At 60.5% G+C, this 26,997-nt stretch carries 22 protein-coding genes; 15 read left to right on the top strand and 7 right to left on the bottom strand.

Going from position 1 to position 26,997, the window contains the following annotated elements:
- Nucleotides 1-16: 16 nt before the first annotated feature.
- Nucleotides 17-970, bottom strand: coding sequence for a LysR family transcriptional regulator (locus AC4HNJ_RS17000; RefSeq protein WP_490480790.1), 954 nt, complete (start codon nucleotides 968-970; stop codon nucleotides 17-19).
- Nucleotides 971-1,068: 98 nt separating this feature from the next.
- Between AC4HNJ_RS17000 and AC4HNJ_RS17005 the strand changes: the two genes are divergently transcribed.
- The 8 genes from AC4HNJ_RS17005 (at nucleotide 1,069) to AC4HNJ_RS17040 (ending at nucleotide 11,906) form a co-directional block, all read left to right on the top strand.
- On the top strand, nucleotides 1,069-1,899 hold the full coding sequence (locus tag AC4HNJ_RS17005; RefSeq protein ID WP_490480791.1) for an SDR family oxidoreductase: 831 nt from the start codon (nucleotides 1,069-1,071) through the stop codon (nucleotides 1,897-1,899).
- Between the two features lie 87 nt (nucleotides 1,900-1,986).
- On the top strand, nucleotides 1,987-2,730 hold the full coding sequence (locus AC4HNJ_RS17010; protein WP_490480792.1) for a dienelactone hydrolase family protein: 744 nt from the start codon (nucleotides 1,987-1,989) through the stop codon (nucleotides 2,728-2,730).
- 176 nt (nucleotides 2,731-2,906) lie between these two features.
- Complete coding sequence (locus AC4HNJ_RS17015; RefSeq protein WP_490480793.1) at nucleotides 2,907-4,478, top strand: PAS domain S-box protein; 1,572 nt, start codon at nucleotides 2,907-2,909, stop codon at nucleotides 4,476-4,478.
- 70 nt (nucleotides 4,479-4,548) lie between these two features.
- Nucleotides 4,549-5,181 carry a TIGR02466 family protein gene (locus AC4HNJ_RS17020; protein ID WP_490480794.1) on the top strand — a complete coding sequence of 211 codons (633 nt, stop codon included), beginning with the start codon at nucleotides 4,549-4,551 and terminating at the stop codon, nucleotides 5,179-5,181.
- 272 nt (nucleotides 5,182-5,453) lie between these two features.
- A complete protein-coding gene (locus AC4HNJ_RS17025; protein WP_490480795.1) occupies nucleotides 5,454-5,969 on the top strand; it encodes an RNA polymerase sigma factor in 516 nt (171 codons plus the stop codon).
- Nucleotides 5,962-7,089 carry a FecR family protein gene (locus AC4HNJ_RS17030; protein WP_490480796.1) on the top strand — a complete coding sequence of 376 codons (1,128 nt, stop codon included), beginning with the start codon at nucleotides 5,962-5,964 and terminating at the stop codon, nucleotides 7,087-7,089. Before AC4HNJ_RS17025 ends, AC4HNJ_RS17030 begins: the two co-directional genes overlap by 8 nt.
- A gap of 120 nt (nucleotides 7,090-7,209) precedes the next feature.
- Complete coding sequence (locus tag AC4HNJ_RS17035; RefSeq protein ID WP_490480797.1) at nucleotides 7,210-10,044, top strand: TonB-dependent siderophore receptor; 2,835 nt, start codon at nucleotides 7,210-7,212, stop codon at nucleotides 10,042-10,044.
- Nucleotides 10,045-10,370: 326 nt separating this feature from the next.
- Nucleotides 10,371-11,906 carry a CehA/McbA family metallohydrolase gene (locus AC4HNJ_RS17040; RefSeq protein WP_490480798.1) on the top strand — a complete coding sequence of 512 codons (1,536 nt, stop codon included), beginning with the start codon at nucleotides 10,371-10,373 and terminating at the stop codon, nucleotides 11,904-11,906.
- A 29-nt stretch (nucleotides 11,907-11,935) separates the two neighbouring features.
- Here AC4HNJ_RS17040 and AC4HNJ_RS17045 read toward each other — a convergent pair whose 3' ends face one another.
- The gene (locus tag AC4HNJ_RS17045) at nucleotides 11,936-13,060 is read right to left on the bottom strand and encodes a DUF4232 domain-containing protein (RefSeq protein WP_490480799.1); all 1,125 of its coding nucleotides are present in this window, start codon (nucleotides 13,058-13,060) and stop codon (nucleotides 11,936-11,938) included.
- A gap of 512 nt (nucleotides 13,061-13,572) precedes the next feature.
- On the opposite strand from AC4HNJ_RS17045, the gene AC4HNJ_RS17050 reads away from it, so the two are divergent.
- Nucleotides 13,573-15,243 (top strand): MASE1 domain-containing protein, encoded by a 1,671-nt coding sequence (locus tag AC4HNJ_RS17050; RefSeq protein ID WP_490480800.1) that lies wholly within the window; start codon nucleotides 13,573-13,575, stop codon nucleotides 15,241-15,243.
- A 22-nt stretch (nucleotides 15,244-15,265) separates the two neighbouring features.
- On the opposite strand, the gene AC4HNJ_RS17055 is transcribed toward AC4HNJ_RS17050, so the two are convergent.
- Entirely contained in the window at nucleotides 15,266-15,727 is a 462-nt protein-coding gene (locus AC4HNJ_RS17055) for a hypothetical protein (protein WP_490480801.1), read from the bottom strand.
- A 622-nt stretch (nucleotides 15,728-16,349) separates the two neighbouring features.
- Here AC4HNJ_RS17055 and AC4HNJ_RS17060 point away from each other — a divergent pair.
- From AC4HNJ_RS17060 to AC4HNJ_RS17075, 4 genes are all read left to right on the top strand, one after another.
- Nucleotides 16,350-18,521 carry a diguanylate cyclase domain-containing protein gene (locus tag AC4HNJ_RS17060; RefSeq protein ID WP_490480802.1) on the top strand — a complete coding sequence of 724 codons (2,172 nt, stop codon included), beginning with the start codon at nucleotides 16,350-16,352 and terminating at the stop codon, nucleotides 18,519-18,521.
- Nucleotides 18,522-18,569: 48 nt separating this feature from the next.
- Nucleotides 18,570-19,346 (top strand): sulfite exporter TauE/SafE family protein, encoded by a 777-nt coding sequence (locus AC4HNJ_RS17065; protein WP_490480803.1) that lies wholly within the window; start codon nucleotides 18,570-18,572, stop codon nucleotides 19,344-19,346.
- Between the two features lie 197 nt (nucleotides 19,347-19,543).
- Nucleotides 19,544-19,744, top strand: a complete 201-nt coding sequence (locus tag AC4HNJ_RS17070; protein ID WP_490480804.1) for a CsbD family protein — start codon at nucleotides 19,544-19,546, stop codon at nucleotides 19,742-19,744.
- A gap of 489 nt (nucleotides 19,745-20,233) precedes the next feature.
- Nucleotides 20,234-21,265 carry an extracellular catalytic domain type 2 short-chain-length polyhydroxyalkanoate depolymerase gene (locus AC4HNJ_RS17075; protein ID WP_490480805.1) on the top strand — a complete coding sequence of 344 codons (1,032 nt, stop codon included), beginning with the start codon at nucleotides 20,234-20,236 and terminating at the stop codon, nucleotides 21,263-21,265.
- A 51-nt stretch (nucleotides 21,266-21,316) separates the two neighbouring features.
- Here AC4HNJ_RS17075 and AC4HNJ_RS17080 read toward each other — a convergent pair whose 3' ends face one another.
- Both AC4HNJ_RS17080 and AC4HNJ_RS17085 read right to left on the bottom strand, forming a co-directional pair.
- The gene (locus AC4HNJ_RS17080) at nucleotides 21,317-22,651 is read right to left on the bottom strand and encodes an NRAMP family divalent metal transporter (protein WP_490480806.1); all 1,335 of its coding nucleotides are present in this window, start codon (nucleotides 22,649-22,651) and stop codon (nucleotides 21,317-21,319) included.
- 18 nt (nucleotides 22,652-22,669) lie between these two features.
- Nucleotides 22,670-23,161: a universal stress protein gene (locus AC4HNJ_RS17085; protein WP_490480807.1), complete on the bottom strand. Its 492-nt coding sequence runs from the start codon at nucleotides 23,159-23,161 to the stop codon at nucleotides 22,670-22,672.
- A gap of 466 nt (nucleotides 23,162-23,627) precedes the next feature.
- Here AC4HNJ_RS17085 and AC4HNJ_RS17090 point away from each other — a divergent pair, with 466 nt between their 5' ends.
- Nucleotides 23,628-23,813 (top strand): hypothetical protein, encoded by a 186-nt coding sequence (locus AC4HNJ_RS17090; RefSeq protein ID WP_490480808.1) that lies wholly within the window; start codon nucleotides 23,628-23,630, stop codon nucleotides 23,811-23,813.
- Between the two features lie 27 nt (nucleotides 23,814-23,840).
- On the top strand, nucleotides 23,841-24,278 hold the full coding sequence (locus AC4HNJ_RS17095) for a universal stress protein (protein ID WP_490480809.1): 438 nt from the start codon (nucleotides 23,841-23,843) through the stop codon (nucleotides 24,276-24,278).
- 16 nt (nucleotides 24,279-24,294) lie between these two features.
- On the opposite strand, the gene chrA is transcribed toward AC4HNJ_RS17095, so the two are convergent.
- A complete protein-coding gene (gene chrA, locus AC4HNJ_RS17100; RefSeq protein ID WP_490480810.1) occupies nucleotides 24,295-25,512 on the bottom strand; it encodes a chromate efflux transporter in 1,218 nt (405 codons plus the stop codon).
- On the bottom strand, nucleotides 25,509-26,993 hold the full coding sequence (locus AC4HNJ_RS17105; protein ID WP_490480811.1) for a multicopper oxidase family protein: 1,485 nt from the start codon (nucleotides 26,991-26,993) through the stop codon (nucleotides 25,509-25,511). Before AC4HNJ_RS17105 ends, chrA begins: the two co-directional genes overlap by 4 nt.
- Nucleotides 26,994-26,997: the final 4 nt, after the last annotated feature.

A 26,997-nucleotide genomic window follows, 5' to 3' on the forward strand; every position in this document is an offset into this window, starting at 1 on the left:
CGCATCGCCGTCAAGCTCAAGCTTGCGGCCTGCGCCGCGAAGGACCTTTTGTGCGCACCGTATCGATTGACGCATGCGGTAAGGGCACCACCTCGCGTACCAGGTCGACGAAAGCCCGCAAGCCTGCGGGGATCAGCCGATGACCGGGGTAGTACAGGCACAAGCCGGGGTAGGCTGGACACCAGTCTTCGAGTACGCGCACCAGCCGATGTGCGGCCAGATGTTCCGCCACCAGGCCATCGCTGGTCCAGATCAGGCCGACGTCATGCAAGGCGGCTTCGATCATGAGGTTATGGTTGTCCAGGGTCAGCGCGCCCTGCACGTCGATGACCGTCTCCTTGCCATGCCTGGCGAATTCCCACTTATAAAGTGCGCCACTGGGATAGCGGCAGCGGATGCAGGCGTGCGCAAGCAGGTCGGCGGGCACGCGTGGTTTCTTGTGTTTTTTGAAGTACGCCGGCGAGCCGAACACGCCGAAGCGTATGGGCGCTGTGCATGGCACCGCGATCATGTCCTGCGGTACGGCTTCCAGGTCGCGGATACCGGCGTCGAAGCCATCTGCCACGATATCCACCAACCTGCCTTCCGTCACGATGTCCACTTTCATGTCGGGATAGCGCCGCAGGAACTCGAACACGATCGGCGCAAGTACCAGTCGCGCCGCGCCTTCAGACGTATTGATGCGCAGCGTGCCGGCGGGGCTGGCACGGAAATCATTGATGGCTTCCATGGCCGCGTCGATCTCGCGCAGTGCGGGTCTTACGCGCGCCAGGAAATGCTCGCCCGCTTCGGACAGCGACACGCTGCGCGTGCTGCGATGAAACAGGCGCACGCCGATACGTTGCTCAAGCGCGGCGATCGCATGGCTCAGCGCGGATGGCGACATGCCCAGTTCGGCAGCGGCACGCCGAAAGCTGCGGTGAACCGCCACCGCGACTACGGCATTCAATTCGGCCAGGCTATGAGGCATTGTGCAATATCCTGCATCAGTGCATGCAAGATTAGCCCGATTGTTTCATCGATGGCGCACACCTATGGTCATGGTTCTTCATGCAAGAGGTAGAACAAATGACCAAGACGGTGCTTATCACGGGCGCATCCACCGGCTTCGGCCGATCCGCGGCCGAGCTTTTCGCTATGCAGGGTTGGAACGTGATCGCCAGCATGCGTACGCCTGCGGCGGGTGCATCGCTTGTGGACCGCAGCAACGTACTGGTAACGCGGCTGGACGTGCAGGACCGCGAGAGTATCGAGCAAGCTGTCGCTGCCGGTATCGAGCGTTTCGGCGGCATCGACGTGCTGGTGAACAATGCCGGCTTTGGCCTGTTCGGCATTTTTGAAGCGACACCGCGCGAGAAAATCCAGGAGCAGTTCGAGGTCAATGTTTTCGGTGTCATGGATGTGACGCGGGCATTGCTTGCGCATTTCCGTCAGCGACGCGCCGGCGTCATCATCAATATCAGCTCGGGTGCGGGCGTGTTCGGTTTGCCGATGATCTCGCTCTATAACGCAAGCAAGTTTGCGCTGGAGGGGTTTTCGGAGTCGCTTGCTTATGAACTTCGGTCACAAGGCATCGTGGTGAAGATCGTAGAGCCCGGCGGCGTGGTCAGCACCGACTTCGGCAAGCGCTCCGCGGCCGAAGCGGTGCAGCAAACGCCTCCGCATGATTACGACGGCTTTATCGCCGATGCGCAGCAATGGTTTGCGCAACTGCGGTCGTCGCGCACGGCGACGTCGGAGGATGTGGCAAACGTGATCGTCGCTGCGGCAAGCGACGGCACCGATCGTTTGCGCTACGTGGCGACGCAGGATATCGAACCGCTGGTGCAGGCGCGGCGTGAAACCTCGGAGGATCGTTATATGGCGATGATGCGCTCGATGTTTGTTCCGACGCGCTGAAAAATAGTGCGAATGCGGACCTCCTTGTACATGAGGGTTTCTTCATGTATCTAGCATGGCCTCCCCCCCGATCTGGAGTTCCGCATCATGCCTCGCCTTTCACTCACCATCCCGACACGCGACGGCGAATGTCCGGCCTCGTTCTTCACGCCGGCCGAGGGGGCGGGTCCATGGCCCGGCGTGATCTTCTTCATGGATGGCCTCGGCATTCGCAGCACGATGTGGGAAATGGGGCAGCGCCTTGCCGATCTGGGTTACGCCGTGCTGCTGCCGGATTTGTATTACCGCGCCGGTCCCTATGCGCCGATGAAGCCAGCCCAGGTCTTCGCCGATCCTCAAGCCAAGGACAACTTGATGCGGCTGATCGGCAGCCTGGATCGCGATCGCAAAGTGGCCGATGCCGGCACCTTCATCGAATACCTGTTGCAGCGTCCGGAAGTCAAAGGCACGCGTCTGGGCGCAACCGGCTATTGCATGGGCGGCAATATCGCACTGACGGCGGCGGGTGCTTATCCCGACCGCTTTGCGTCGATCGCTTCCTTCCATGGCGGCGGCCTAGCTACGGAGGCACCGGATAGTCCGCACCGTTCCGTCCACGGCATCACCGGACGGGTGTACGTCGCAGGCGCAGTGGAAGACGCGCACTTCACCGACGAACAGAAGGCCAAACTCGAACAGGCCTTGACCGAAGCAGGTGTGAGGCATCAGGTGGAAACCTATGCCGGCGCGCATCATGGTTTTGCCGTGCCGGATCATCCCGCATTCAACGCGGCGGCAGCCGAGCGTCATTGGCAAATGTTGTCCACATTGTTCGCGCAAACACTGGCTTGAGCAGCGGGATGCGGCGCCTGCGTGGTGCCGCGTCAGGTGGTTCCCATGCTTGCGTCGATTGTGGTGCTGCAAGGTGATGTGATGTCGTGCACGAAGTGTCGCAGAGGAGTGTGGGCGTTCTTCACGTCGCTCACATAATTGGAGGAGTACAACCTGACAGCCCAGGAGGGTGCTCCATGAATGAGCGCGCAGGTTGTCAGGGCGTGGGTCCCGAAGCGCAAACTCCATCGGTTGATACGGCGACGTTGGCCAGGGTCATCGAGGCGAGCAGCATCGGCATGATCGTCACCGATGCATCGCCCGATCAGACGATTCTGTACGCGAACGATGCTTTTCTTCGCATGACCGGCTATGAGCGCGGAGAGGTCGTCGGTCGCAACTGCCGTTTTCTGCAGGGACCGGAGACCAGCAAAGAGACGGTCGCCGAGCTCGCCGGTGCTTTGCAGGAGCAACGCGAGGTCTCCACCGAGCTGGTCAACTACCGCAAAGACGGCAGCACTTTCTGGAATCTTCTGCATATTTGCCCGGTGCAGGACGCAGCGGGGCAAACCCGATACTTCTTTGGCTACCAGCGCGATATCACGCAGCGAAAAGAAACCGAGGATGCCCTGCAACAGGCATTGCGGCTGGAAGCGCTGGGCAAGCTGACCGGCGGCGTCGCGCATGACTACAACAATCTGCTGCAGGTGATCCAGACTTCGCTGGAGGTGATCGAGTTGGGCGTTTCCGCCAACGAGGACATCGCCCGTCGTGCCGTGACTCCCATCGCGGCCTGTCGTCGCGCGATTGAGCGCGCCAGCACCTTGACCAAACAGTTGATGGTGTTCGCCAGGCGTCAGAAATTTGCATCCGCGCCCATCGATATCAATCACCTGATCGGGCGCCTGCGCAGCATGCTTACGCAAGCGCTCGGCGAAGCGATCCAGGTGAAGCTGCATCTGGAGCCCGGCTTGTGGCATTGCAGTGCCGACCCGATGCAAGTGGAACCGATCATCATCAACATTGCGATCAACTCGCGCGATGCGATGGAGGGTGCGGCGGACCAGCGGCTGGATATCAGCACTTTCAATCGCGATCTCTCGCCCTCCGAATCGCGCTTGCGCAGCGTGGAGCCTGGACGTTACGTCGAAGTGGTGATCGCCGACAATGGCCCCGGCATACCGCAAACCATTTTGAGCCGGGTACTGGATCCCTTCTTCACGACCAAGACCGAGGGCAAGGGTGTTGGGCTGGGTTTGTCGGTGGCCTACGGCTTTGCCCGCCAGTCCGGTGGCACCTTGTACATCGACAGCAAAGAAGGTTGCGGCACGGCCATCCATATTCTCCTGCCCTATACGGAGATACCTATCGAGGAGCGCTTGCCCAAACGAGACGGCCAGGTCGTTGCGACTGCCGCGACGGTGCCGCGCATTCTGCTGGTGGAAGATCGCGGTGACGTCGCAACCGCCACGCGTCACATGTTGGAATTGCTCGGGTACGAAGCCGATACGGCGCGCGATGCGGACTCGGCCCTGTTGATGCTGGGCCAGAACGATGCCTACAGGCTGCTGCTCTCCGACATCGTGATGCCGGGCGCCATGGATGGTCTCGCGCTGGCACGCGCCGCCATTCAGCGATATCCCGGGCTCAAGGTCTTGCTCGTAACCGGCTACACGCACCTGGCTGAGGAAGAAAACCTGGAGTTCCCGGTGCTGGCCAAGCCTTACCGGCATGCGGAACTGGCTCGCATGCTGCGCGAGTTGCTATAAAAGGCGCGTTATTACAACCGTCACAGTAGGCCGTTATCGTGCGCAGCGTTTTTCCCGAAGGCCACGATCCATGAGCTGGAGCTACAGCGTGACGATGGGCGCCGAGGCGGCGCCGGAACGGCGCCCTGCGCAAGGGGTCGACCTGTTTCCCACGCGTATCTGGCAAGCGTACTTGCCACAGCTGTCGCCTCAGTTCGCAGCATGGGTGGCGGCGATCCTGGCGATGCGGGCCGCTGCGCCGGTTCCGGCGGGCCGGACCAATCGCGGCGGTTGGAACAGCACCGACCACGCGGTATTGCATCAACCGCTCTTCGCCGAGTTGCATGAAGCTGTGCGGCATTACTGCCTGCAGAGCTTCAACGAAATGGGCCAGGGCACGCCCGCGTTTGACGTGCAGTCGTGGGTGAATATCCACGATCGCGGCGGCTTCAACTTCCAGCACATGCATGAAGGCTGCTTGCTGAGCGGCACGTTCTACCTGCAAGTACCCGAAGGGTCGGGCTCTCTGGTATTCAAGGATCCGCGCCCGGGTGTGCTCAATGCCTATGCAAAGGGCGGCGGCGCCAATGCGTACAAAGACGTCCAACTGCATCCAAAGCCGGGTTTGCTCGTGCTGTTTCCGCACTGGCTGGAGCATTTCGTGGAGCCGCATGACAGCGACATACCGCGCATCTGCATCCCCTTCAACGCGTTACGTCCTTGATTTGCTCTGAAAGACACCATCGCTGCCTTAGGGCCTGTTTGCCCGTCATACGGCGTCATCGCTCCGTCGTGGACCGACGTACACGCCTTTGCTCTTGCTTGTCCGGCGCGCAAACAACTCCCAGCGCGCGCCACGCCAGTAATGCAAACAGGCCCTCATTCACCGGCAGGCTGACCGGCGGCGTTTCACAAAACCGTCATAACCGACCCCTACGCTCTCCAGCGGTCTCGATGCCGTAGCCTACTTCGGCTAATGCGGTCGAAGGAGGGGTAGTGCGTGAAAAGCATGCGACATGGTCGGCGCTGTTCGCGGAGAAGCGCGCGACGCTGACTAGTTATTTTCTTCGGCGTGTAGCGCATCGGTGGGATGCGCAGGATCTCATGCAGGAGGTCTACTTGCGTTTGCTGCGCATCGAGCCAGCCGATGCGGCCAATATCCGCAGTCCGGAGGCGTATCTCTTTACCGTGGCCGCCAATCTGGTCAAGGAGCACGCTGTGCTGCGCCAACAGCAGCCGGCTGGCAGCGACGAGCTGGAGCAAGTGGTGGAGCATCTGGTCGCGCCGACCAATGTCGAAGCCGATATCGACAGCGAGTCGCGCCAGCAACATTTGCATAACCTGATCGACCGGCTTTCGCCCAAGTGCAAGGCCGTGTTGATCATGCATTACCGCGACGAGATGTCGTACCGCGAAATCGCCGAGCGCATGTCTATCTCGACGAACATGGTAAAGAAGTACATTGTGAAAGGACTGGCAGCCTGCCGGCAGAGGATGGCCGACTATGAGTGAATCCACTTCCTTCGACGCAGCAAGGCAAGCGCGGCGAATCACCGAACAGGCGGTAGCCTGGTACATCGAGCAGCAGGAACCGCTTACCGAACGGCAGCGCGTGGCGTTTTTTACGTGGCTGCGCGCATCGCCCAAGCACGTCGCCGAATATTTCGCGGTGGCGCAAATGCATGGCGATCTCAAGGCGGCCGCCGTGCTCGAACAGCTTTCCACCGCTGAACTGGTGGAGCGTGCAAAACGCGACAATCCCGTGGTGATGTTCCCGCTGATGGGCAACGCCATGCCGGGCGAGCGGCATGCGCCGGCTGCATTCGATCGCGGCACGCGGCGTTTTTTTGCCGGCATGGCCGGGATCGCGGCGACGGTGGCCATGATCTGGTTGGGTATTGCGCATTGGCATACGGCCAGCAAGCGCTTCGAGCAGCGTTTCGCCGATACCACATCCGTGGTCCATTCGCTGAAGCTTGTCGATGGCACGCTGGTGCAGCTGGATCGCAATAGCGTCATCGACGTGCATTTCAACGAGCACTATCGCCGCATTGACGTGATCCGCGGCAATGCCCTGTTCGACATCGGCAAGGATCCAGCGCGACCGATGCTGGTCAGCGTCGGCCAGCATGTCCTGCAGGACATCGGCACGGTCTTCGACGTCAAGCGCGACGGTCCGGTCGATACGCTCACCGTCATCAGCGGCCACGTACGCGTCTTGAATGCACCGGAGGCATCGGCAAAAGGCGTGGCGATCTCACCGTTGACCGGGCTGGCCGTGGCAGACGTCACCGCCGGGCAGCAAATTGAATTGAGCGCATCGGGCGCCGGGCCGGTGCATCCGGTGAAAATCGCGCAGACCACGGCGTGGCTACCGACAGAAATACGCTTCGAGCACGAAACGGTCGAAGACGTTGCACGACGCTTCAATGCGTACACAAGCAAGCCACTGGTGATCGAGAACGAACACATCGCCGGCAAGCGCATCAGCGGCGTCTTCCACGCAAACAACCCTCAAGCGTTTGTCGCCTACTTGTCGACGTTGCCGGATGTGCGAGTCATTGACGGTGCGGATCGCATCCGCATCGTCGCCGTCGCGCATCAGGCAGTGGCAAGAAAGGACGAACTGTAAGAAAAAATTCATGCGATGAGCGGTACCCGATTGCCGGCGGGGGGACTCTTGAAAGGTATAGGCAAGTGAAAACGCACTCTGCGCACCTGCCATCCGTTACCCTCTCAAGGTTGCTTCTCCATGCGAAATCGATTGGCTCTTCAGATTGCGCTCGTTCTTGGTACGAGCGTTCCCCTCGCCGCGCTTGCGGGTGCTCCCTCCGCGCCGCAAACCACCGCGATTGCGCCAATGCTATTGGCCAAGGCGCTGGAGAATTTCTCGCACGAGGCAGGTTTGCAAGTCGTCTATGGCTCGGATATCGCCGACAGCGTACGCAGCCCGGGTGCGCAGGCGGGCCTCACGCCGGAACAGCAACTGCGCCAGTTGCTGACCGGCACGGGACTGACCTATCGATTCGTAACACCGAACACGGTGACGATCGTTCCCGGAGATGTAGCGGGAAACGCAGCAACCAATGCGGGCAGTCCGGCCTCCGCTGCGGTAACGACGGCCGGTAGTACGGTTCCTTCTTCTACTTCCAGCGCGGCAAGCAACAGCGCTGCATCTGCTTCGCCGAACATCGACAAGAACACCAAGGATCTCGACCAGGTGGTCGTGACGGCGCGCTCCGGCGTGGACGTGCGTACCAGGGCGGAAACCAGCTATTCGATTACCACCATCGATGAAGATCGTTTACGCATGCAGGCGCCGACCAGCGTGACGGAAGCAGTGAAATCCGTACCGGGCTTCTGGGTGGAATCGTCCGGCGGCGAAGCCAGCGGCAACATCCGCGCACGCGGCATTCCGGTCGATGGCTTTGGTTCGGTGCAGCTGCTGGAAGACGGCATTCCCGTGCAACACGATCCGGCGCTGGGTTATCTCAATGCCGACCAGGCGTTCCGTCTCGATGAAACGATCGAGCGCGTGGAAGTGGTGCGTGGCGGTCCCTCGTCGATCTTCTATTCGAATGCACCGGCTGGCGCGATCAACTTTATCCCACGCCAGGTCGGCGACATGGCTGACGGCTTGATCAAATACACCGCCGGCAACTATGGCCTGGGCCGATTGGATTTCTGGTACGGCACGCCGCTCGGCGACGGTTGGAAATTCAGTACGGGTGGCTTCTTCCGCATCGATCACAACATCCGCAATCCCGGCTTCGACGGCGATAACGGCGGCCAGTTGCGCGCGACCTTGTCGAAGGACTTCGAGAACGGTGATTTCAGCCTCGACGTGAAGCGGCTGGATGACCGCGTCTACTTCGACCTCGGCATCCCGATGTACCGCGATCCGAGTGGCGACTTGGTGTCGGTGCCCGGTTTCAACGGCAACTATGGCACCGTGGCCGGTCCCGACACCGAGCATGCGATGCTGCAGCAGGGCAATGGCAGCTATTACAACTTCGATAACTCGCTCGGCACCGATGTACAGCGTACCCAGCTCACGCTGAAATTCGACTACAACGTGTGGGACGACTGGAAGCTGGCCGAGAACGTGCGCTACAGCAATACCGACACGATACGCAACGGCGTGTACCCCAATTCAATCGAGACGGCCGACGCCTTCCTCGCTTCCGCCCAATCGCATCTGCTGCAGTACTACCCCAATGCGGCCGGCATGCGCTTGCAGTACGTCGATACGGGCGCGGTGTTCAACAACGCCAACCAGAACGGCAATGGATTGGTGATGCTGGGTGGCCTGCGCGGCATCACCATGCCGGTGAACGAAATAACCAGCGATACGCGCCTGCTGCGCAAGTTCGATATCGGCGACCAGACGCATGACGTGACGCTGGGTTACTACCACGCGTATTTCAATCAGAGCTTCGACCGCTATTCGTCCACCGTGCTGCTGGATACCTCGGACAATTCCAAACTGCTGAATCTGGTCGCGGTGAACGCAGCAGGCACGCCGATCGGCATGCTCACCGACAACGGCATCTACAACAACGGCTATGAATGGGCGCACGCCCATGGCACGTCTGATACGGATGCGTTCTACTTCTCCGATGAGTGGCAGATCAACAGCAAATTGCGCATCGATGGCGGCGCGCGTTGGGAACGCGTGAACACCCAGGGCTGGACCGAGCTGCCGGCCACGGTGAACCTCGGTACGCCCTGGAGCGCGGCAATCCTTACCGGCAGCGGCCAGTACGCGTCCTACAACCACAGTTTCAACAAGCTGGGCTGGACCTTGGGCGCGAATTACCAGTTCAGCGATCACCAGGGCGTGTTTGCGCGGTATACCTCGACCTTCCGTCTGCCTAACCTGAGTTCGTACATCACCACGCCGACGGCCACGCCGATCATCCAGACGATGGCGCTGCCGGAAGTGGGCTACAAGTTCGCCAACCGCTATATCGAAACCTACGAAACGTTCTTCTACACCCGCTACAACAACGTCGCTTTCAGCAACTACGTGTTCAATCCCACCTCCGGCGCATCGACGGCACAGACCGGCTATGCAGATACCGAAACCTACGGTCTGGAGCTGGAAGGCACGATCTATCCGTCCAAGTTCTTCGATCTGCAATACGACGCCACCTTGCAGGACCCGCGCTACAAGGGCTTGCGCTATACGGTCATCCAGGCGGGCGAGCCGCTGCTGCTGGACTACGACGATGATCAGTTGATTCGCGTGCCACGCAAGAGTTTCCGCATCGTTCCCGGTGTGAACCTGTTCAACAACAAAGTGCGCCTGCAAGCGGCCTTCGAATACGAAGGCAAGCGTTTCTCGGATACAGCCAACTCCGTGGTGTTGCCGCAATACACCACGCTCGACCTCAGCGCGCGCTACCAAGCGACGCCGAATCTGTCGTTCTTCCTGTATGCCGACAACATCACCAACTCGTTGGGCTTGACCGAAGGCAATCCGCGTTCGGGCGAACTCAAGAGCACCGATGCGGGCGCGACCGTGTTTATCGCGCGCCCATTGCTGGGCCGCTCGTTCCGCGCCTCGGTGATGTATCGCTTCTAAGCGTTGTGATCGTTCTTGCCCGAAACGTGGATACTTGCCCAGCGTGAACTTAGGCAGACACCCATGCCGCAAGAGCACAAGTTTGAATATGCCGTGCGTGGCACGCAAAACTCCGCATTGCGTGTCGCGCACGACATATCCATGAAGCATGGGATGGATAGCGATTCGATGAGTGTCGATTCACCGTGGACATCCCTATCGCGGGTAAGGACTCGCACTTCTGCGTGCAAGGAAGAGAGTCGCAAGCGCATGGCAGGGATCGGGTGCACTCAAATAATTTCCGCGGAGAGCATGCACGCTCAACGCGGCACAACGTGATCAAGACCATGAAAACATTGCCATCCCGTCACCTTTTCCCTGTATGTGCCTTGCTGGTTTTATGGCTGAGCGCCGCCTTTGGCGCGCATGCGAATGAGCAAGCCCCCGATCTCATCCTCAAAGGCGAAATCCACGGCAGCGACAACCATACCTATCGGCCCGTGCCGTTTACGGTGCCTGCCGGGGTGAGCCGCATCACCGTGCAATTCGAGTACACCGGGCACGAGCAGCAGCGCACTACGATCGATCTCGGCTTGCTCGGACCGGATGGCTTCCACGGGCAAGATGGGTTTCGCGGCTGGAGCGGCGGCAGCAAGAAGATCTTCACTGTCAGCCAGACCGATGCCACACCGTCGTACCTGCCCGGCCCGATTCGTCCGGGGCGCTGGACGCTGCTGCTGGGCGTTCCCAATATCCGGCCTCACGTCACCTCCGATTACACGGCGAAGATCTGGTTCGATCACCCGGACGATCCGGCATGGTTGCCCGGAGTATTGAATCCGCCGCTGCGGCGCGAAGCGGGCTGGTATCGCGGCGACCTGCACATGCATGGTGCGCATAGCGATGGTAGCTGCGCCAGCCAGAGCGGTACGCAGCACGTACCTTGTCCGTTGTTTTTCACCGTCGAGGATGCGGTGCATCGCGGTTTGGATTTCATTGCGCTGAGCGACCACAACACGGTGTCGCAAGCCAACGATATGCGGGAACTGCAGCCTTACTTCGATCGTCTGTTGCTGATACCGGCGCGCGAGATCACCACCTTCACCGGACACGCCAACCTGTTCGGCACCTTCGCGCCGGTGGATTTCCGGGTCGGCAGCGCCACGGTGCCGGACTGGAACACGCTGCTGCGCAACGTCGCCAAGCTGCATGGATTGATTTCCATCAATCACCCGATCCGGCCCGACGATGAAAGGTGCATGGGCTGCGGCTGGGCGCCCAAACAGCCGGTAGACATGCATCTGGTCCAGGGAATCGAAGTCGTCAACGGCATGGATGCGATGACGCCGTATTCGGGCATTCCGTTCTGGCAGCACTTGCTCGATCAGGGTTACCGTCTTACTGCCGTGGGCGGCAGCGATAACCATCACGCCGATCAATCCCCCACGCAGCCGGGCGCTCCCCTGATCGGTACGCCCACGACGGTCGTGCATGCGGAAGAACTTTCGATTCCGGCCATTCTGGCCGGCATCCGGGCTGGGCACGTATTTGTCGATGTGCAGGGTACCCGCGACCGCTTCCTCGATCTCACTGCGGTGGCAGGCAAGCAGACCGCCGACATGGGGGATGCGATCACGGCGGCGGCCGGTAGCACCTTGCACTTCAGCGTGACGGCCACCGCCACGGCGGGGGATCGCATTGAGATACTGGTCGATGGCAAAGCCTGGCAGCCGCCGGTGGATCTCACCCTTCACGGCGGCTCGCAACGTCAGTCGTTCGATTGGCAAAGCGACGGCCAGCGCCATTGGATTCGCGCCAACGTGCGCACCGCAGGCGGTGGGCTGGTGCTGGTGGGCAACCCGGTCTACGTCAATTTTCACTAAGGCTTGCTCACGCTATGTGCGTGGCGGGCTCAGTGCACCGAAGACAGGAGTGTCGAGATCATGCTGATGGGTGTCACCGTTACGGGACAACTGGCATGGGGAAAAGGGAGGGTTTCCAGCCATGTTCTCGATAGCGGCAAGGCCACCTTCACGGTCAGGCCGTAAGGCGGATCGCAAGCCGTAGCCGTGTGAAGGCCGAACCAGGCCGTGTTGTTTTTCGGCGAAAGCGTCACCGGCAGCGGTGCTCCCCGCAAGTCGGTGAAATAGGTTCGTCCGGAGTACGCCGCAGCGGTTGGTTGGGGTTTGCCTTTCGCGTTGTCGACCTGGATCGTGGGGAAACCGCGAACGCGGCATGCCGTCGAGCCTTTGTATGCGATCAGATAGGTGTTGAGAACCTGCGACATGCCGCCGTCGCCCACCTCGCCGCGCTTGAGCGATAGCTCCGACGGCTTGCAATCGGGTAAGCGCCGGTCGAGGTGGGTGGCGAAATCCGTTACATCCTGCAACCGTTGCGCGATTGCCTGCGCGATGCATGGACCCAGCTTCTCCTTGGCTTGCGGGCATTGGGATGCTGTTTGCGGAAATGCCGCTTCCTGCGTGTCGAACGCCACTCGCCACGCTGGCCTCAGCCGTGGTTGCAGCTGGCGCGACTGGGCTTCGATCTGGCGAACAGCATCGAGCAGGTGGGGATCGCCGCAAACCACCTTCGCGAAACCGGCCTCCATGGCGGAAGTCTGCATGGGGTCAGCCGGATCGCCGCACCGCGGAACCATGCTCGCTTTTTCTGCCGCTGCGATAGCCGCGTTGTCGAATGGCAGGGATGACAGCGCGTCCGACATCTCCTGGTACGCCTTCATCAAGCAATCGACGTTTCCGCCGCATACATCGCGCCGGCCATGCAGCCACGCTTGCTGCATCTGCTCGGCCTGTTGCTTCAGCGCGGGCGATTTCGCCTCCGGTCCGGATAAGGCGCGATACATGGCGGCCACCTTGTCATCGAGGGCAGCCAACTCGGGCGTTGAGCAGATGGCCCACTCGGTATCGCTTTCGGCCTGGCGACAATCGAAACTTTGCGACCAACCCGTTCGAGGCACCATCGCCAGCAGCCACAGCAGTGCAAAGGGCAGCCATCTCAGGGTCTTCTTGGCGCGCATGTTCTCGTCTCCGATAAAGAGCAAGCCGTGTCAGCGTCGCCGCAGTGAGGCAGATGCGAGCCAGATGACGTACGGCGCGTGAAAGCATAGTTCGATGCCGAGGGAATCCCTATCGAGGCGCACGAAGTCCAACCCTTGCTCGCCGCAGTCGGCCGCTTTCAGCATTCACGATGACTTCCGAAAGCCGTTCGATGGGCAAAGCGATGGCAGGCGAGATCGGATCCGGACGCCTGTAGCCAACGCAGGCGAAGAGCTGGTGCCGGTGGCTAGTCCGATCCACGTCAGTCTTGAGCAAGAGCTTCCTTCACGATTCTCAGCCTCTCCTTCGACCATGTCACACCGTGGAATAATCTCAAAACGTCGCGGAACGGTCACAATGTGACCCAAGCAGCCCTGTTTCCCCCAGAATCACGCAACCTTCACGGGGTGCTTGTTTTATGCTTCTGCATAACCGGCGGGTTCAAACAACCCGCTTACGAAACATACATGTGGGTCTTTGGCAGGGGATGGTGATGGGGAGCCGTTGGTGGAAGCACGAATGGTTGCTGCAGCTGGGCGTGGCTGGCGGCTATGCGCTTCTGTATCTCGCGATACATCCATTTTCCACGGCGCATTGGCCCATTCATGCCGGCATACGTCTCGCATGCCTGCTGCTGATGCCCTACCGGTTCTGGCCGGCGCTCTATATAGGTGAAGGGCTGTCGAACGCCTATGAAATTCTTCCGTGCGACAACCTTGGCCTTGCGTTCGTCATTGCCCGGTGCATCCCGCCCTTTACGGTGGTGATGCCCATCGTCTGGTGGTGCCGCCGCAAGATGCCGCCGATCCTCTACAAGCCGGAGCGCGTGGTAGACATCAAGGCGTTGCTTCTGTGCATCGTGCTGGTGTCTCTGGGAAACATGACCTATAGCTGGCTGGCTGTTTCCTTTGCAAACACAGTAAAAGGCCCTCTTTCTATTCTCTCGTGGTTGCCTGGTTATTTCTTTGGCCCTTATCTGGCCATACTTTCTGTTGTGCCATGGGTATTAATGGCGTGGCTTGATTATCGACCTGGCCATTGGCGTGAACAGGCACGCGCGATACTCACCAGCCGCTTGTCGCTTCACATGCTGCTCTTTCTCATTCCAACGCTGGCGCTCCTGGCATGGCTTAGCCAGACGGCCGACCAGCACCGGCAGATCAGCTTGATACCGATCATCGCCATGGTCATGCCCCTGGCATGGCTGACGCTGCAACATGGATGGCGTGCCGTTGCAGTAAGCGCGCCCGTGGTTATCGCCTGCGTTTCCCTCCCTATCCCAATTGAAGATATTCCTGAATGGAACTTCTTCAGCACCGTCATGGCGATGATGATGTTTCTAGTCATCACCGTAACTGCCTTGTTTATCCTTGGGGCACGCATCAGTACTCAACTGATGAAGGAAGAACAAGAGCGGCGTGGCGCAAGCAACGTGCGGCGCATCGCAAGAAAGAGCCTTCAGCTCAGTGAGCAGCGTATGCGTCAGGCTTCCCAGGCGCTTGAGTATCTTGCAGGAACCTCGTACATCACCCAGGGACGTTTGCTGGAGCACATGCGCCGCATCGTGCCGAATATCGAAAGCCATGCTTTCTACAAGCAAGCAACCAACATGCAGAACCAGCTATATAGCCTGGCCGAAAGCATGCACCCGGTGGCGTGGCGGGAACGTGGCTTGCCGGCAGCGCTGCATGAAACCGTCGCGCGTGCCCTGGATGAAGCTGGCATTGCCTACCGTTGCGTGATCACCGGGCGCGGGTTTACCCGGTTTGCACCCGCCGTGTTGAGCACGTCTTATCGAAGCGCTTGCGAAGCGGTGGCCTACATCACATCCCGGTTGGCCTGCACTAGCGTGAGCCTGGTGCTGCGCGGCGGTGAAACGCATGGCCGGCGCTGGATCGTGCTCCGCGTCACCGGGTCCCTGGAGGACAGTGGTGTCGCCGGTGCGATCTATTACTCGGAGCAGCGCAAACGCATCGCCCCCAAGCTGGGCGCAAGCATGCTGGATATTCCGGATATGCAAACGCAGGTGAGCATCTTTAATGGACAGCTGCACCTGCGTACGTTTGCCAGCAAACTTCAAATCACACTATTGCTGCATGATGTCCCCCGAGCGGAGGAGCCGGCGTCGCGCCGCGCCCCTCCTGTTCGGCTATGGGTGAAATAAGCGATCCGTGGCATTGGGCTGATTAGGGGCCTCCGTTGCCGCCACATCCAGGGGTGGGACAACTATCCGCCGACTGAACCGTGAACCTTGTTGTTCCGTCACTCTGTGGTGTCTCGGCCACGGTCGTCGTGCCATCGCTGTAGACAGTCTGCGTCGTGCCCGCATCGTTGGCAGTCGATGCGGCGGATGATGTTGGCGTCGAAACATTCAATGCATCCACACCCATCGGCGTGACGAATGGCGTGCCGTTGATCACGCCGATCAATGCATGCACGGTGCCGGCCTGGTCCTTGATCTGGATGTACTTGATGCCGTTGAGCACCACGGCATAAACAAGCCAATTGGAGTTAGTGCTGACATCGGTGGCGTTCTGCCATAGCGAACTTGTCGTGCTTGCTGTCTGGCCGAAGGCTGTTGCAGCAGTGCAGAGTGATAGGGCACCGACCAACGCCGCATGGCGGATAAGACGTGTTTTGTAGGACATAAGGTTTTCTCTCGTAGTGTGTGAATGATCGCGCTACGCAACCGGTAGCAAGCGAAGCCTAAGTGGAACCCTATGGAAGCGATATGCGACTACTGCTACTTCAGCAAGACCGTCACGCAACGCCATGCTGGATGGTTTGCTAAGGAATGCCTTCATTTTCATTTTGCGTTGAGGTGGATGAACTGTTCTTTTGTAAGGCCTGCGTTGTACACGCGCCGTGCATGGAATGCCCCACTGTTTTAAATACATCGCGGACCGGTTTTGCCCTCTCTCGCCTGCCGGCATGCGATCTGCAACCGCTGCGTGCAGCGCTTGCTTTCAAGCGATTCGCATAGGGAACAGAAAGATTCGCGCGCATCAGAAAAAATTTGAATCGTGACAAGCCGGATAAAGGCCGTTCGCGCGATCGGGCAAACGAAGCCCATGCACGTCCCTTTGCACGCTGTGGCGCCGCCGCCGCTATGCTGCCCTTAAGCGGGTGCCATAAGCGGAGCAGGGCATGCCGGTTTTCGGCAGGCCGTAGCGCGAGAAAGGGCTACGACAGCTGGGACGGCAGTCTGGCAGGAGTCTTGCTTGCCGCCGGATAAGGGGTACGCCCGCCATTATCTGGACTACAAATCTCATGAACGTCGGGCGGCGTGCCGCAGACATCGTATGGCCGTTCCTGGGCGTGTTCGTGCTGGGAGGCGGGCTGTCGTTCTGCACTCTGGTACTGGCGCATAGGAGCCATGCCCCCGTTGCCTTGTGGCTGGCTAACGGGGCGGTTCTCGGCTGGCTGGTGCGCAAGCCGCTGGCGCAGGCATGGCCGCTGCTGCTCGCGGTTTTCCTGGGCTTTCTGGGTGCGCGGGCCGCGCTCGGCGGCGCGCTGCTTTCTTCAGCGTTGTTGGGGGCATGTAATGCTGCGGAGACGCTTATCGTCAGTGCCGCCATTCGTCGTCGTTTTCCGGTAATCAGCACGGAAACGCCTTTTCGGGATCTGGCCCGGATCGGATTGGTCAGCGCGCTGATCGCCAGTGGTCTCTACGCACTGGCAGCCATGTCGATTCAACGGATGTGGTCGGATGCGGCGTATTGGGTCAGCTTCAACACGTTCTTCCGCGCCCATTTCGTCGGCATGATGATCGCGGGAAGCAGCTCGCTGATCGCCATGGTCAAGGGATTTCGTGTTTCCCAACCGGGCAAGGCTTGGGCGCTGGTACGGGATCTGGTGCTGCTCGCAGCGATGACCGTTGCGGTATTCATGGAGCCGCGCGTGCCGATGGCCTTTCTGGTCTATCCGCCATTGTTGCTGCTGGTGTTTCGCCATCGCCTGGTCGGCATGGCGGTCGGCATGATCGTCGTCGCCGTGGTGGTGACCCTGGCGGTGGCCTTCGGCATCGGCCCGTTCAACCTGGTCGCGGGCATTACCCCGGCCTTTCGCGTGGTGATGGCGCAGATGTTCATCGGCGCGTCTTATCTGGTCGTGCTTCCGGTGGCGCTGGCGCTGACGGAACAGGATCGTCTGCAGGCGCGTATCCAGGATAGCGAGCGTCGCTATCGCACGCTGGCGGATCATAGCGGCGACCTGGTGATGCGCATCTGTCCCAACGGCGACCGCCAATATGTATCGCCGTCGATCAAGGAGCGGCTGGGCTGGGATGTCGAGGACTTCATGCGGCCACGGCCCGATCTCATCCATCCGGATGACCGTGAACGCATTGCTGCGGTGGTGGCGACGTTGCGCCGTGATGGGGGCTCGACCACCGCGACCTACCGGCTCAGGCACAAAGACGGCCACTATCTCTGGATCGAAGCATTTGCCCGGCTGGTGACCGATAGCGAGGGAGGTGCGGACATCGTCTATACAGGCCGCGACGTCACCGCGCGTGTAAAGATCGAGCAGGAACTGCTCGAAAGCCAGGCGCAGTTGCGCACCATCACGGATAACATCCCGGCGGTGATCGCCCGCCTGGACATGTCCGAGCGCTATACCTATGTCAATCGCTTCGTCGAACAGGTGTCAGGGGAAACAGCCGCCCAGATCATCGGCAGGACTGTTCGCGACGTGCGTGGCGATTTTCTTTACGAGCGCCTGAAGCATTACCTGCAGCGCGCTTATGCGGGCGAGTCGGTGATCTTTGAATACGAGGCTACCTATCGCGGGAAATTGCTTTATTTCCAGACCCATTACGTGCCGGACAAGGACCCGGCCGGCAACCTGCGCGGCGTTTATGCGCTGACCACTGAAATCACCCACATCAAGCATGTGGAGCGCGAACTGCTTCGCCTGGCGCATCAGGATGCGCTCACCGGGCTGGCCAACCGGCGCTATTTCAGCGAACGGATCGCCGTCGTGCTGCAACACGCCAGCCGGAGCAGGGCGCCTGTTCTGCTGGCGCTGGTGGACATCGACCATTTCAAGTCGATCAACGACACCTACGGCCATGCCATCGGCGATGCGGTGCTGGCGGAAGTAGGACACTGCCTGCAAAAGCTGGTACGCGAAGGCGAAGTGGTGGCGCGCATCGGAGGCGATGAGTTCGTCGTGCTATGCCATAACGCCGGCGTCGAGAACACAGCAGAGGCATTCGTGCACTCGTTATGGGAAAGGTTGCACATGACGGTTACCGTGGGCGATGTGCGAGTGAATGTAAAAATGAGCATCGGCGCCGTACTTTGCAAAGGTGAAACCTCCCCGGACGCGGCGATGAAATTCGCCGACGACGCACTCTATACCGCCAAGGAGGCGGGCCGGGATACCTATCGCCTGGTGAGGCGGGGCTTCACCTCCAACAGGATCGACAGTGTGGGATAAGCGCGCGCGTCCACGCGACCGTGCAGACCTTTCAGCGAGACTTCGTGCATGCCTCATCTAAGCCTTCTTCAACTCGTATGGCTCGGCGTGATCGGCGTGGCGGTAGGCGCCATCAATGCCATTGCCGGAGCGGGTTCGCTGATCACGTTTCCCGCCTTGATCGCCTTCGGCTTCAACCCGCTTGCGGCTAATGTCACCAATTGCGTAGGCGTGGTTGCCGGCAACGTCTCCGCCACGGTCGCGTTTCGCGAAGAACTGCGCGGCCAGTGGTCGACCGTAGGGCGCATGGTGCTGTCCACGGCCGTGGGTTCGGTGGCGGGTGGCCTGCTTCTGCTGGCATTGCCGAGCCGAAGCTTCGATGTGATCGCGCCAGTCTTAGTGGCCATCGGTTCGATCCTGACCTTGCTGCAACCGGGCTGGGTGCGGCGTATCCAAGGGCGCCGCGGCAACGCCGGCCATCCTTCGCGTGGCCTGGGTTTCCAGCTGCTGCTTTTTCTGATCGCGCTGTATGGCGGCTACTTCGGCAGTGGGATCGGGCTGTTGTTCTTCGCGGTACTGAGCATGTGGTTTGCCGATCGCAGCACTCATCAAGTGGATGGAATGAAATCGGTCCTGCAAGGCTTGTCGAATGGCTGCGCAGGCGTGCTGTTTTGTTTTGTAGCACCCGTGTCCTGGCCAGCGGCCCTGGTCCTGACGGTCAGCGGCCTGCTGGGTGGCCCCATCGGCGTGGCGCTGGCGCGGCGCATACCCGCGAAGCCGCTACGCATGGTTATTGGTGCGTGCGGATTAGTGGCTGCCGTGTTGATCGGCCTCCACACGATCTGACATGCAAGCGCATGCATCGATGCATCGCGCAGCAATGCGGTTGCCTGCTTGTTCTCTCGATGCGCGGCGTGCAGTCGACGAACGGAAGTTTCATATCGTGCTCAGCAATATCGCGGCAGCTTTCACACCAAATGCACCGCATGCTGTGGTCGACATGATCATGATGACTCCCACCAACGATGAGTCAGGAGAATGTCATGGACAAGAACCGCACCGAAGGCACGAAGCATGAAGTCAAAGGTGGCTTGAAAGAAGCCGCCGGCAAGGTAACCGGCAACCACGCGCGGGAACTGGCCGGCAACATCGAAAAGAATGCCGGGAAAGTACAGAAAGAAGTTGGCAAGGCCAATGACGAAGCACGTAAGCATGAACACGAGATGCGCAAGCACGACCACTGAGAACGGTCGCGCCGAGTGATAGTCCGCGGCAAATGGGAAGCAAGCCGAGGACACTTCGCAAGGGAATCATTCAAGAGGACGCGTGGGGCGTCCTCTTTTTTTGGTGCGTTTGCCTATCGCCCACGCAGGCGCTTGCACAGTCCACGGGCACTACCGGTACGGCCGTTTCGCGGCAAACCAGCCACCGCCATTATCCGGTCACCAACAGCTCCGGGCATTGATGAGCACGCCAGTGAACTGGCCGAAGAAACCGGGGCAAGCGAGACATCGAAGCGACAGCCCGCCTTCGGTTTTGGTCCGTATTGCCCCTTGGTCCAATTCATCTGAGCGTGCAGCAGTGCTCTCTTAAGCGTCGCAACACCCGGTGTACGTGTTTCGCATGACGGTCGGCGTCAACGCGCCGAACGCGTCCGTCTGCGCGCACGACGTTGGCCGCGTTCGATCTGCCGCGGCCTTTTCCCACGTGTATTCGACCAGGAGAACACTGCCATGTGGTCCAGATTCGCCAGGTTACTGCCCCAGATGCTGTTGCTATGCCTCTCGCTTGCCTTGTCATCGGCGGCGTGGGCTGCTTCCACACTCGGTGCTTACAACATCACGCCGAGTGGCGTGACGGTTGCGGGTATTTCCTCCGGCGGCTATATGGCCGTCCAATTGCAAGTGGCTTATTCGAAGGCCATCTACGGTACGGCCGTCATGGCCGGTGGCACGTATTACTGTGCGCAGGATGATGAAGCGTATTGGGGAAGCGCCTGCGCAACCGGCATCAACGTGCCGGTTTCCTCATTGGTGAGCTATACCAATCAGGAGGCGTCGAGGGGTGCGATCGATCCCACCAGCAATATCGCCAATAAGCCGATCTACATGTTCAGCGGCACGCTGGACACGGTGAACTATCAAGCGACGATGACCGATCTGTACCAGTACTACCGCAGCTTCACATCGACCGCCAACATCGACTACAACAAAACCACGCCTGCAGAGCATGCATGGATCACGCCCGATTCTGCCGTGGCATGTTCGTATCTCTCGGCCCCCTTTATGAACAACTGCGGCTTCGACGCGGAACAGACCTTCCTGACGATGTTCTACGGCACGCTCAATGCCCGCAACAACGGGCAGCTTGGTGGCAGCTTCATCCAGTTCAACCAGAACGCATTCTGCCCGAACAGCAATTGTGCGGCGATCTCGATGGACAGCACCGGTTGGGTGTTTGTGCCGCAGAGTTGCGCGCAAGGTCAGGCATGCCGGTTGGTGGTGGCCTTGCACGGTTGCTCGCAGAACCAGGAAACGATCGGCACCACCTTCGTGCAATACGCAGGCATCAACGAATGGGCGGATACCAACAACATCATCGTGCTCTATCCGCAGACGATCAATGCGACCGTACCGTACAACCCGTACGGATGCTGGGATTGGTGGGGCTACACCAACGGCAACTATGCATTGAAGTCGGGTCCGCAGATGACAGCCATCATGGCGGAAGTCAATCATCTTGCCGGTGGCTCGCTGCAGCTTTGACCACCATCCTGTGACCCTGGGATCGCTCCGTAACCCTCCGGAGCGATCCTGTCAGCCGCCCGCCAGCATACGTACCGCTGCTGCGCCCATCACGGCCGTGGTGATCCAGCCAAGCACCACGATAAAGCGCGGCGCAGTAAATGGGCCCATCACGGATCGGCGCGTCACCAGCAGGATAATCACCACCATCAGCGGTACCGCAACCACGCCATTGATCACGGCGCTCCAGAACAGCGCCTTCATCGGTTCGATCGGTGAATACTGAATGGCGAGCGCTGCCAGCACGCTGAAGGCAATCACGCCGTAAAACCCGCGCGCGTCTTTCGCCTTGCGTTCCAGGCCCCATTTCCAGTTCATCGCTTCGCACAGGGCATAACCGGCGGAACCGGCGAGCACGGGCACGCCGATCATGCCCACGCCCAGAATGCCCAGCGCGAACAGCAGGCTGGCAAATTCACCCGCGAGAGGTTGCAGGGCGCTGGCCGCCTGCGCAGCGGTGGCGATAGAGGTGATGCCCGCGACATGCAAGGTGACGGCCGTAGCAAGGATGATGCAATACGCGGCGATGTCCGAATAGAACATGCCGTTCCAGGTGTCCCATTGGATGCGCCGGAGTTCCGCGCCTGCGTGCGCGGGATCGCCAGCGAGCGGCTTTGCCGCCGGATCCAGGCGCATGTCTTCCACTTCTTCCGAGGCCTGCCAGAAGAACAGATACGGGCTGATCGTGGTGCCGAACACGCCGATGATGACGGTGGCCGCTTCGGCATTCGGTACGAAGCGCGGCCACAGCGTGCGCCAGGCTACCTCTTTCCACGGCACATGCACGGTAAACAGCACTGCGGCATAGGCGAGCAGTGAAAGAGTCAGCCATTTCAGGTAGTAGACATAGCGGTGATACGGCACGCTGATTTGCAGTATCAGTGTGGTGATCGAAAAGACGATCGTCATGGTTTCGCGGTGGATGCCAGTCACCAGCTCCGCAGCCTCGCCCATGGCAGCAATGTCAGCGGCAATGTTCAGGATGTTCGCGATCAGCAGGAGCAGTACCACGCCTTTGAGTACATAAGGCGGAAAAGCAGCCTTGATGTTGGCGGAAAGTCCCTTGCCGGTGACGCGGCCGATGCGCGCGCACATGGATTGGATGGCCGCCATCAGCGGAAACGCCAGCGGCATCGTCCACAGCATGTTGAGCCCGAACTGCGCGCCGGCCTGTGAATAGGTAGCAATGCCGCTGGGATCGTCGTCGGCGACGCCGGTGATCAGGCCGGGGCCGATGTGCGCAAGCGGATGCACCTTCAGCCGGTTCCAAAGCATCCTGCACAGGTGCCTGGATGCGCCGCCGGCAGGTTTTTCTGCGTGGGATTCCGGATCCTGCGCGGCGGACATGACGGTATCCTGCACAGGCTATCGGCAAACAAGCACGGGTACGCAACTCTTGATGAGCACCTTCTGCGTCTCGCTGCCCAATACCATCTTGTTCATGCCATGCCAGCCGTGGGTTGCCATCACAATCAGGTCGCAGTGTTGCGCGTTGGCGGTTTCCACGATCGCTTCATAGGGGCGTTCGCCGAACGAATAGCGGCATTCGCACGCCACATCGGCCTCTTTCGCCATGGCCTTTACTTTGTCGAGGTACCGCGATGCGCTTTGCACCGCCTGCTGGCTGTAGCGCAATTCGGCCGCGGCGAGCAATTCCGTCATGTAGGCGAGGGAATTGAACGGCGGCACGACGTGCAAGGCCGTGACCTTGGCGCCGAACACCTTCGCCATTTCCAGTCCGGTCGTGAAGGCATTCAGCGACAGATCCGATCCATCGATCGGCAACAGCAAGTGCTGGAACAGTGGTCCAGGCCGGGTGCCTGGCTGCTCCGCACGCGGAGCGACAGTGGCGGACATTGAGCAGACTCCAGCGTGTTCACGCATATTCCGTTGCAGCAAGGCACACGCACAGGGCGTGTGGACATGCTCATGATGCGGCGTGTGCCTGCAGGGATATTGATTACCGTCAACTACATGCGTGACGTTTGCCGCGTGCTTGTCACGTAGCTTTTGCTGCAGCGCTCAGTTGATCGTGATCAAGATCGCCTGCACTTGTCCGCCTAAGCTGTGATCGGGCTATCTGCGGCGGGAGGTTCGCCATGAAGCGCCGGACGTTTCCAGACTCAATCCAAGGGGCACCAGGCTTGCGCGCGCGCATCAAAGCATGGCTTGCCTGTTTCAGTTTGCCGCGTTCGCTCGATGTGGCCGATGTGTTTTACCCGTGTCGCGCCATGCAGCCGGTGCGGATGACCTGCCTTGACATCCATGCATGGCAACTGCGCGGCCGTGAGCACGCGCATCGCGCCTCGCGGCGAGACGGGCCATGAAAGAGCGATCCTCCGAGCCGGCCTTCTCGACGCTGTCCATCTGCCTGCTGCTGATGGCCGTAGCGAGTGCGCTGGTAAGCATCGTCAAGGACTACGAGTCGATCTGGCCGATTGCTGACTGGATCTGCGGCATCAGTGTGGTGGCGCTGATCGCAAGCCTGATCTATGACGCACGCAAATAAGCGATGTACGGACAGCCGAGGATCTCTATGTTCAACCATATCCTGCTGCCTACCGACGGATCGGAACAAGCCGTGAGAGCGGCGCGACTCGGCCTGGCGTTGGCGCGACAAGTGGGTGCCCGCGTGCATGCGTTTCATGTGCTGGCCCCGCTGGCGGCTGTTTCCTATTTTGTCGATGTCATCCGGCACGCACCGGACGACTACGAAAACCAAGCGATTGCACGCGCGCAACGTCATCTTGAGGTGATCCACGTGCTGGCCAGGGATGCGGCTGTGGCCTACGAAGGATCCTATGCTTTCGACCAGCGTCCCTACGCGGCAATCGTCGGCGCTGCGCATCGCTACGACTGTGATCTCATCGTGATGGGAACACACGGCCATACCGGCCTGGATCGCCTGGTGCTAGGCAGCGAGACCAACAAGGTGCTGGGCTGCGCGGATATTCCGGTGCTGGTCTGCCGTTAAATGCGCGACGGCAGCATCAGATCGACAACGCTGTGCGCAGCATCGAGACGCCCACGCAGCCGATGACAATCGCCAGCGCCGACCAGCGCGCGGCAACCAGCAAAGTGAAGGCGAGCAGCGCGATCGCAAAGTCCTTGGCATCGTGCACGGCGCTGACCCAGACCGGATCGTAGAGCGCTGCCGCAAGCAAGCCGACCACCACTGCGTTGACGCCCGCCAGCATGCGCGCCGCCTTGTCGCGCGATGCCAGCGCACGCCAGAACGGCAGGCAGCCGGACACCATCAGCATGCCGGGCAGGAAAATCGCCAGCACGCTGATGGTTGCGCCGGCGATGCCGCCGCAACCATCCGGCAGGTGCTCGCCAAGCAATGCGGACAAGGTGAACATCGGCCCGGGCACGGCCTGCGCAGCCCCGTAACCGGTGAGGAAGGTATCGTTGTCGATCCAGCCCGGCGCCACGATGGTTTGTTTCAGCAGTGGTAACACCACATGACCGCCGCCGAACACCAGTGCCCCCGTGCGATAGAACGCAGCAGCGATGCGCGCCATCAGCGGCCAAGAGTGGGGCAGTGTCAGCGCGGCAAAAAGCAGCCATGCATAGGTCCCCAGCAACGCCATGCCGGTGGAGCGCCCGTAAGCGAGCGCGAAGGTTTCGCCATGTCGCGCTGTGACGTTTCTGCAACACCACAGGCCGAGCAATGCGCCGGCGGCAACCACCGCGAGCTGCATGGCCGAGCTTGCGCTTACCGCGATCAGTCCTGCTGCCATGGCGGCCATCAGCGCGCGTGGCATATCCGGTGTCAGGCTGCGCGCCATGCCGAACACGCCTTGCGCCACCACGGCCACCGCGACCAGCTTCAAACCGTGAATCACACTTTGGCCCAGCGCGCCGGCCAGATGTCCGCTCCACGCTCCGAACGCAAACAACAGCAATGCGGAAGGCAGGGTAAAGGCGAGAAAGGCCGCGATCGCGCCCAGCCATCCCGCGCGCAGCAGGCCGATGGAAAAACCGAGCTGGCTGCTCGCGGGCCCCGGCAGGAATTGACATAGCGCAACAAGCTGGCCGAAGTGTTCTTCGTCCAACCAGTGCCGTTGCTCGACACATTCGCGACGGAAATAGCCCAGGTGCGCGATCGGTCCGCCGAAGGAGGTAAGACCGAGTTTCAGAAATACGGCGCCGACCTCCCAGGCGCTGCCGGACGCGGGAGGGCGTGAAGACGAGGCGTCGCTCATGCGCAATCGAACAAGGCCATGAAGCCGAAATCCATGTGCAATTGCATGTGGCAGTGAAAGAGCGAGAGGCCGCGCTGGTCGGCGACGAAATCGATATCCATCGATTGATAGCCGCCCAGCATCGCCACGTCTTTCATCAGCCCGCCAGTAGGCCGCCCAGCGATGCGTGTGATTTCGAACGTATGGCGATGCAAGTGCATGGGATGGATATCGTCGCTGGCATTGTGCATGCGCAAGCGATAGCGCTTGCCGTACTGTAAGTGGAACATCGGCCGCATGGCTTGCATATCGAACGCGACATCGTTGATGGTCCAGCGGTTGAAGCCGTGTTCGGCCGCGTTCTGCTTGGCGAAGGTCAGGTCGAAGATCTGATCCGGCTGCGCCACCCTGGCATTCGGCTGGGTAAAACGCCGATAGTCCCATTGGAACGGTGGGGGTGCGATCCACCGCGGCTCGCCGCGGGCGCCGGCGTATTCGACCACGATGCCCATGCCGTGGCCGCGATCGTCATCATCCAGGTCGCCCATGATCCACACGCCTGGATGATGCATTTCCACGATGGCGCTGATGCGTTCCGCCGTGCCGATCCAAAGCACCGGTACGTCGGCTGGCTGCGGCACGGCATTGCCATCCATCGCCACCACCTTGAAGGTATGCCCGGGCAGCGCCAGGCTGCGAATCTCGGTAGCGCTTGCGTTCAAAACATGAAACAGCACGCGCTCGCCGGCTTTCACGCGGATCGGATCGCCGTGGCCGAGCATGCGGCCATTGATGGCGAACGCTTGATAACCCACTTCGTAGCCGTGTGCATGGCCGGTGGCCAGCGATGCTTTCATGGCGGATTCGCCGCGTTCTTCCAGCGAGTGGTCGCGATCGCCGGGGTGCAGGAAATCCATGGCCATGTCACCGCCATTGCTAAAGAACGGATCGAATTCCTTCAGCACCAGGAACACTTCGCGATCGTAGTGGCCCGGTTCGTGATGCGGCTCGATGTACACCGGCCCAGCCAGGGCGCTGTACTGCCCCAGGGTCAGATCGCTGCCCGCCACGACATGGGTGTGGTAGAAGCGAAAGCCCGAGGGGCCCGGTACGAACGACAATCGGCGCATGCCATGTGCGGGAATGTAAGGCGTGCCTTCTTCCGCGGCGCCGTCCACATCCACCGGCAGGAATTGTCCGTGCCAGTGCAGTTGTTCCGGCACCTCGGTGTCGTTATGGACGTCGACCACGACGCGTTGTCCCTCCTTCAACCGCAGCAGCGGCCCGGGAAACTGGCCGTTATAGGTTCTGGTGGAAACGATATGATCGGGCGCCAGTTCCACCAGGCTGCGGGCAATGCGCAAGGTGTAATCGGCTTTCGCTGGCAGGAGTGACGGAGCAGGGGTTTGCAACGGCTCTGCCGCATGCAGCCAGGTCGGAGCGCTTCCCGCTACCGTGGCCCATCCGCTCCATTTCAGGAATTCACGACGATCGATCGGCATAGCC

The sequence above is a fragment of the Dyella sp. SYSU CM1112 genome (assembly GCF_058216415.1).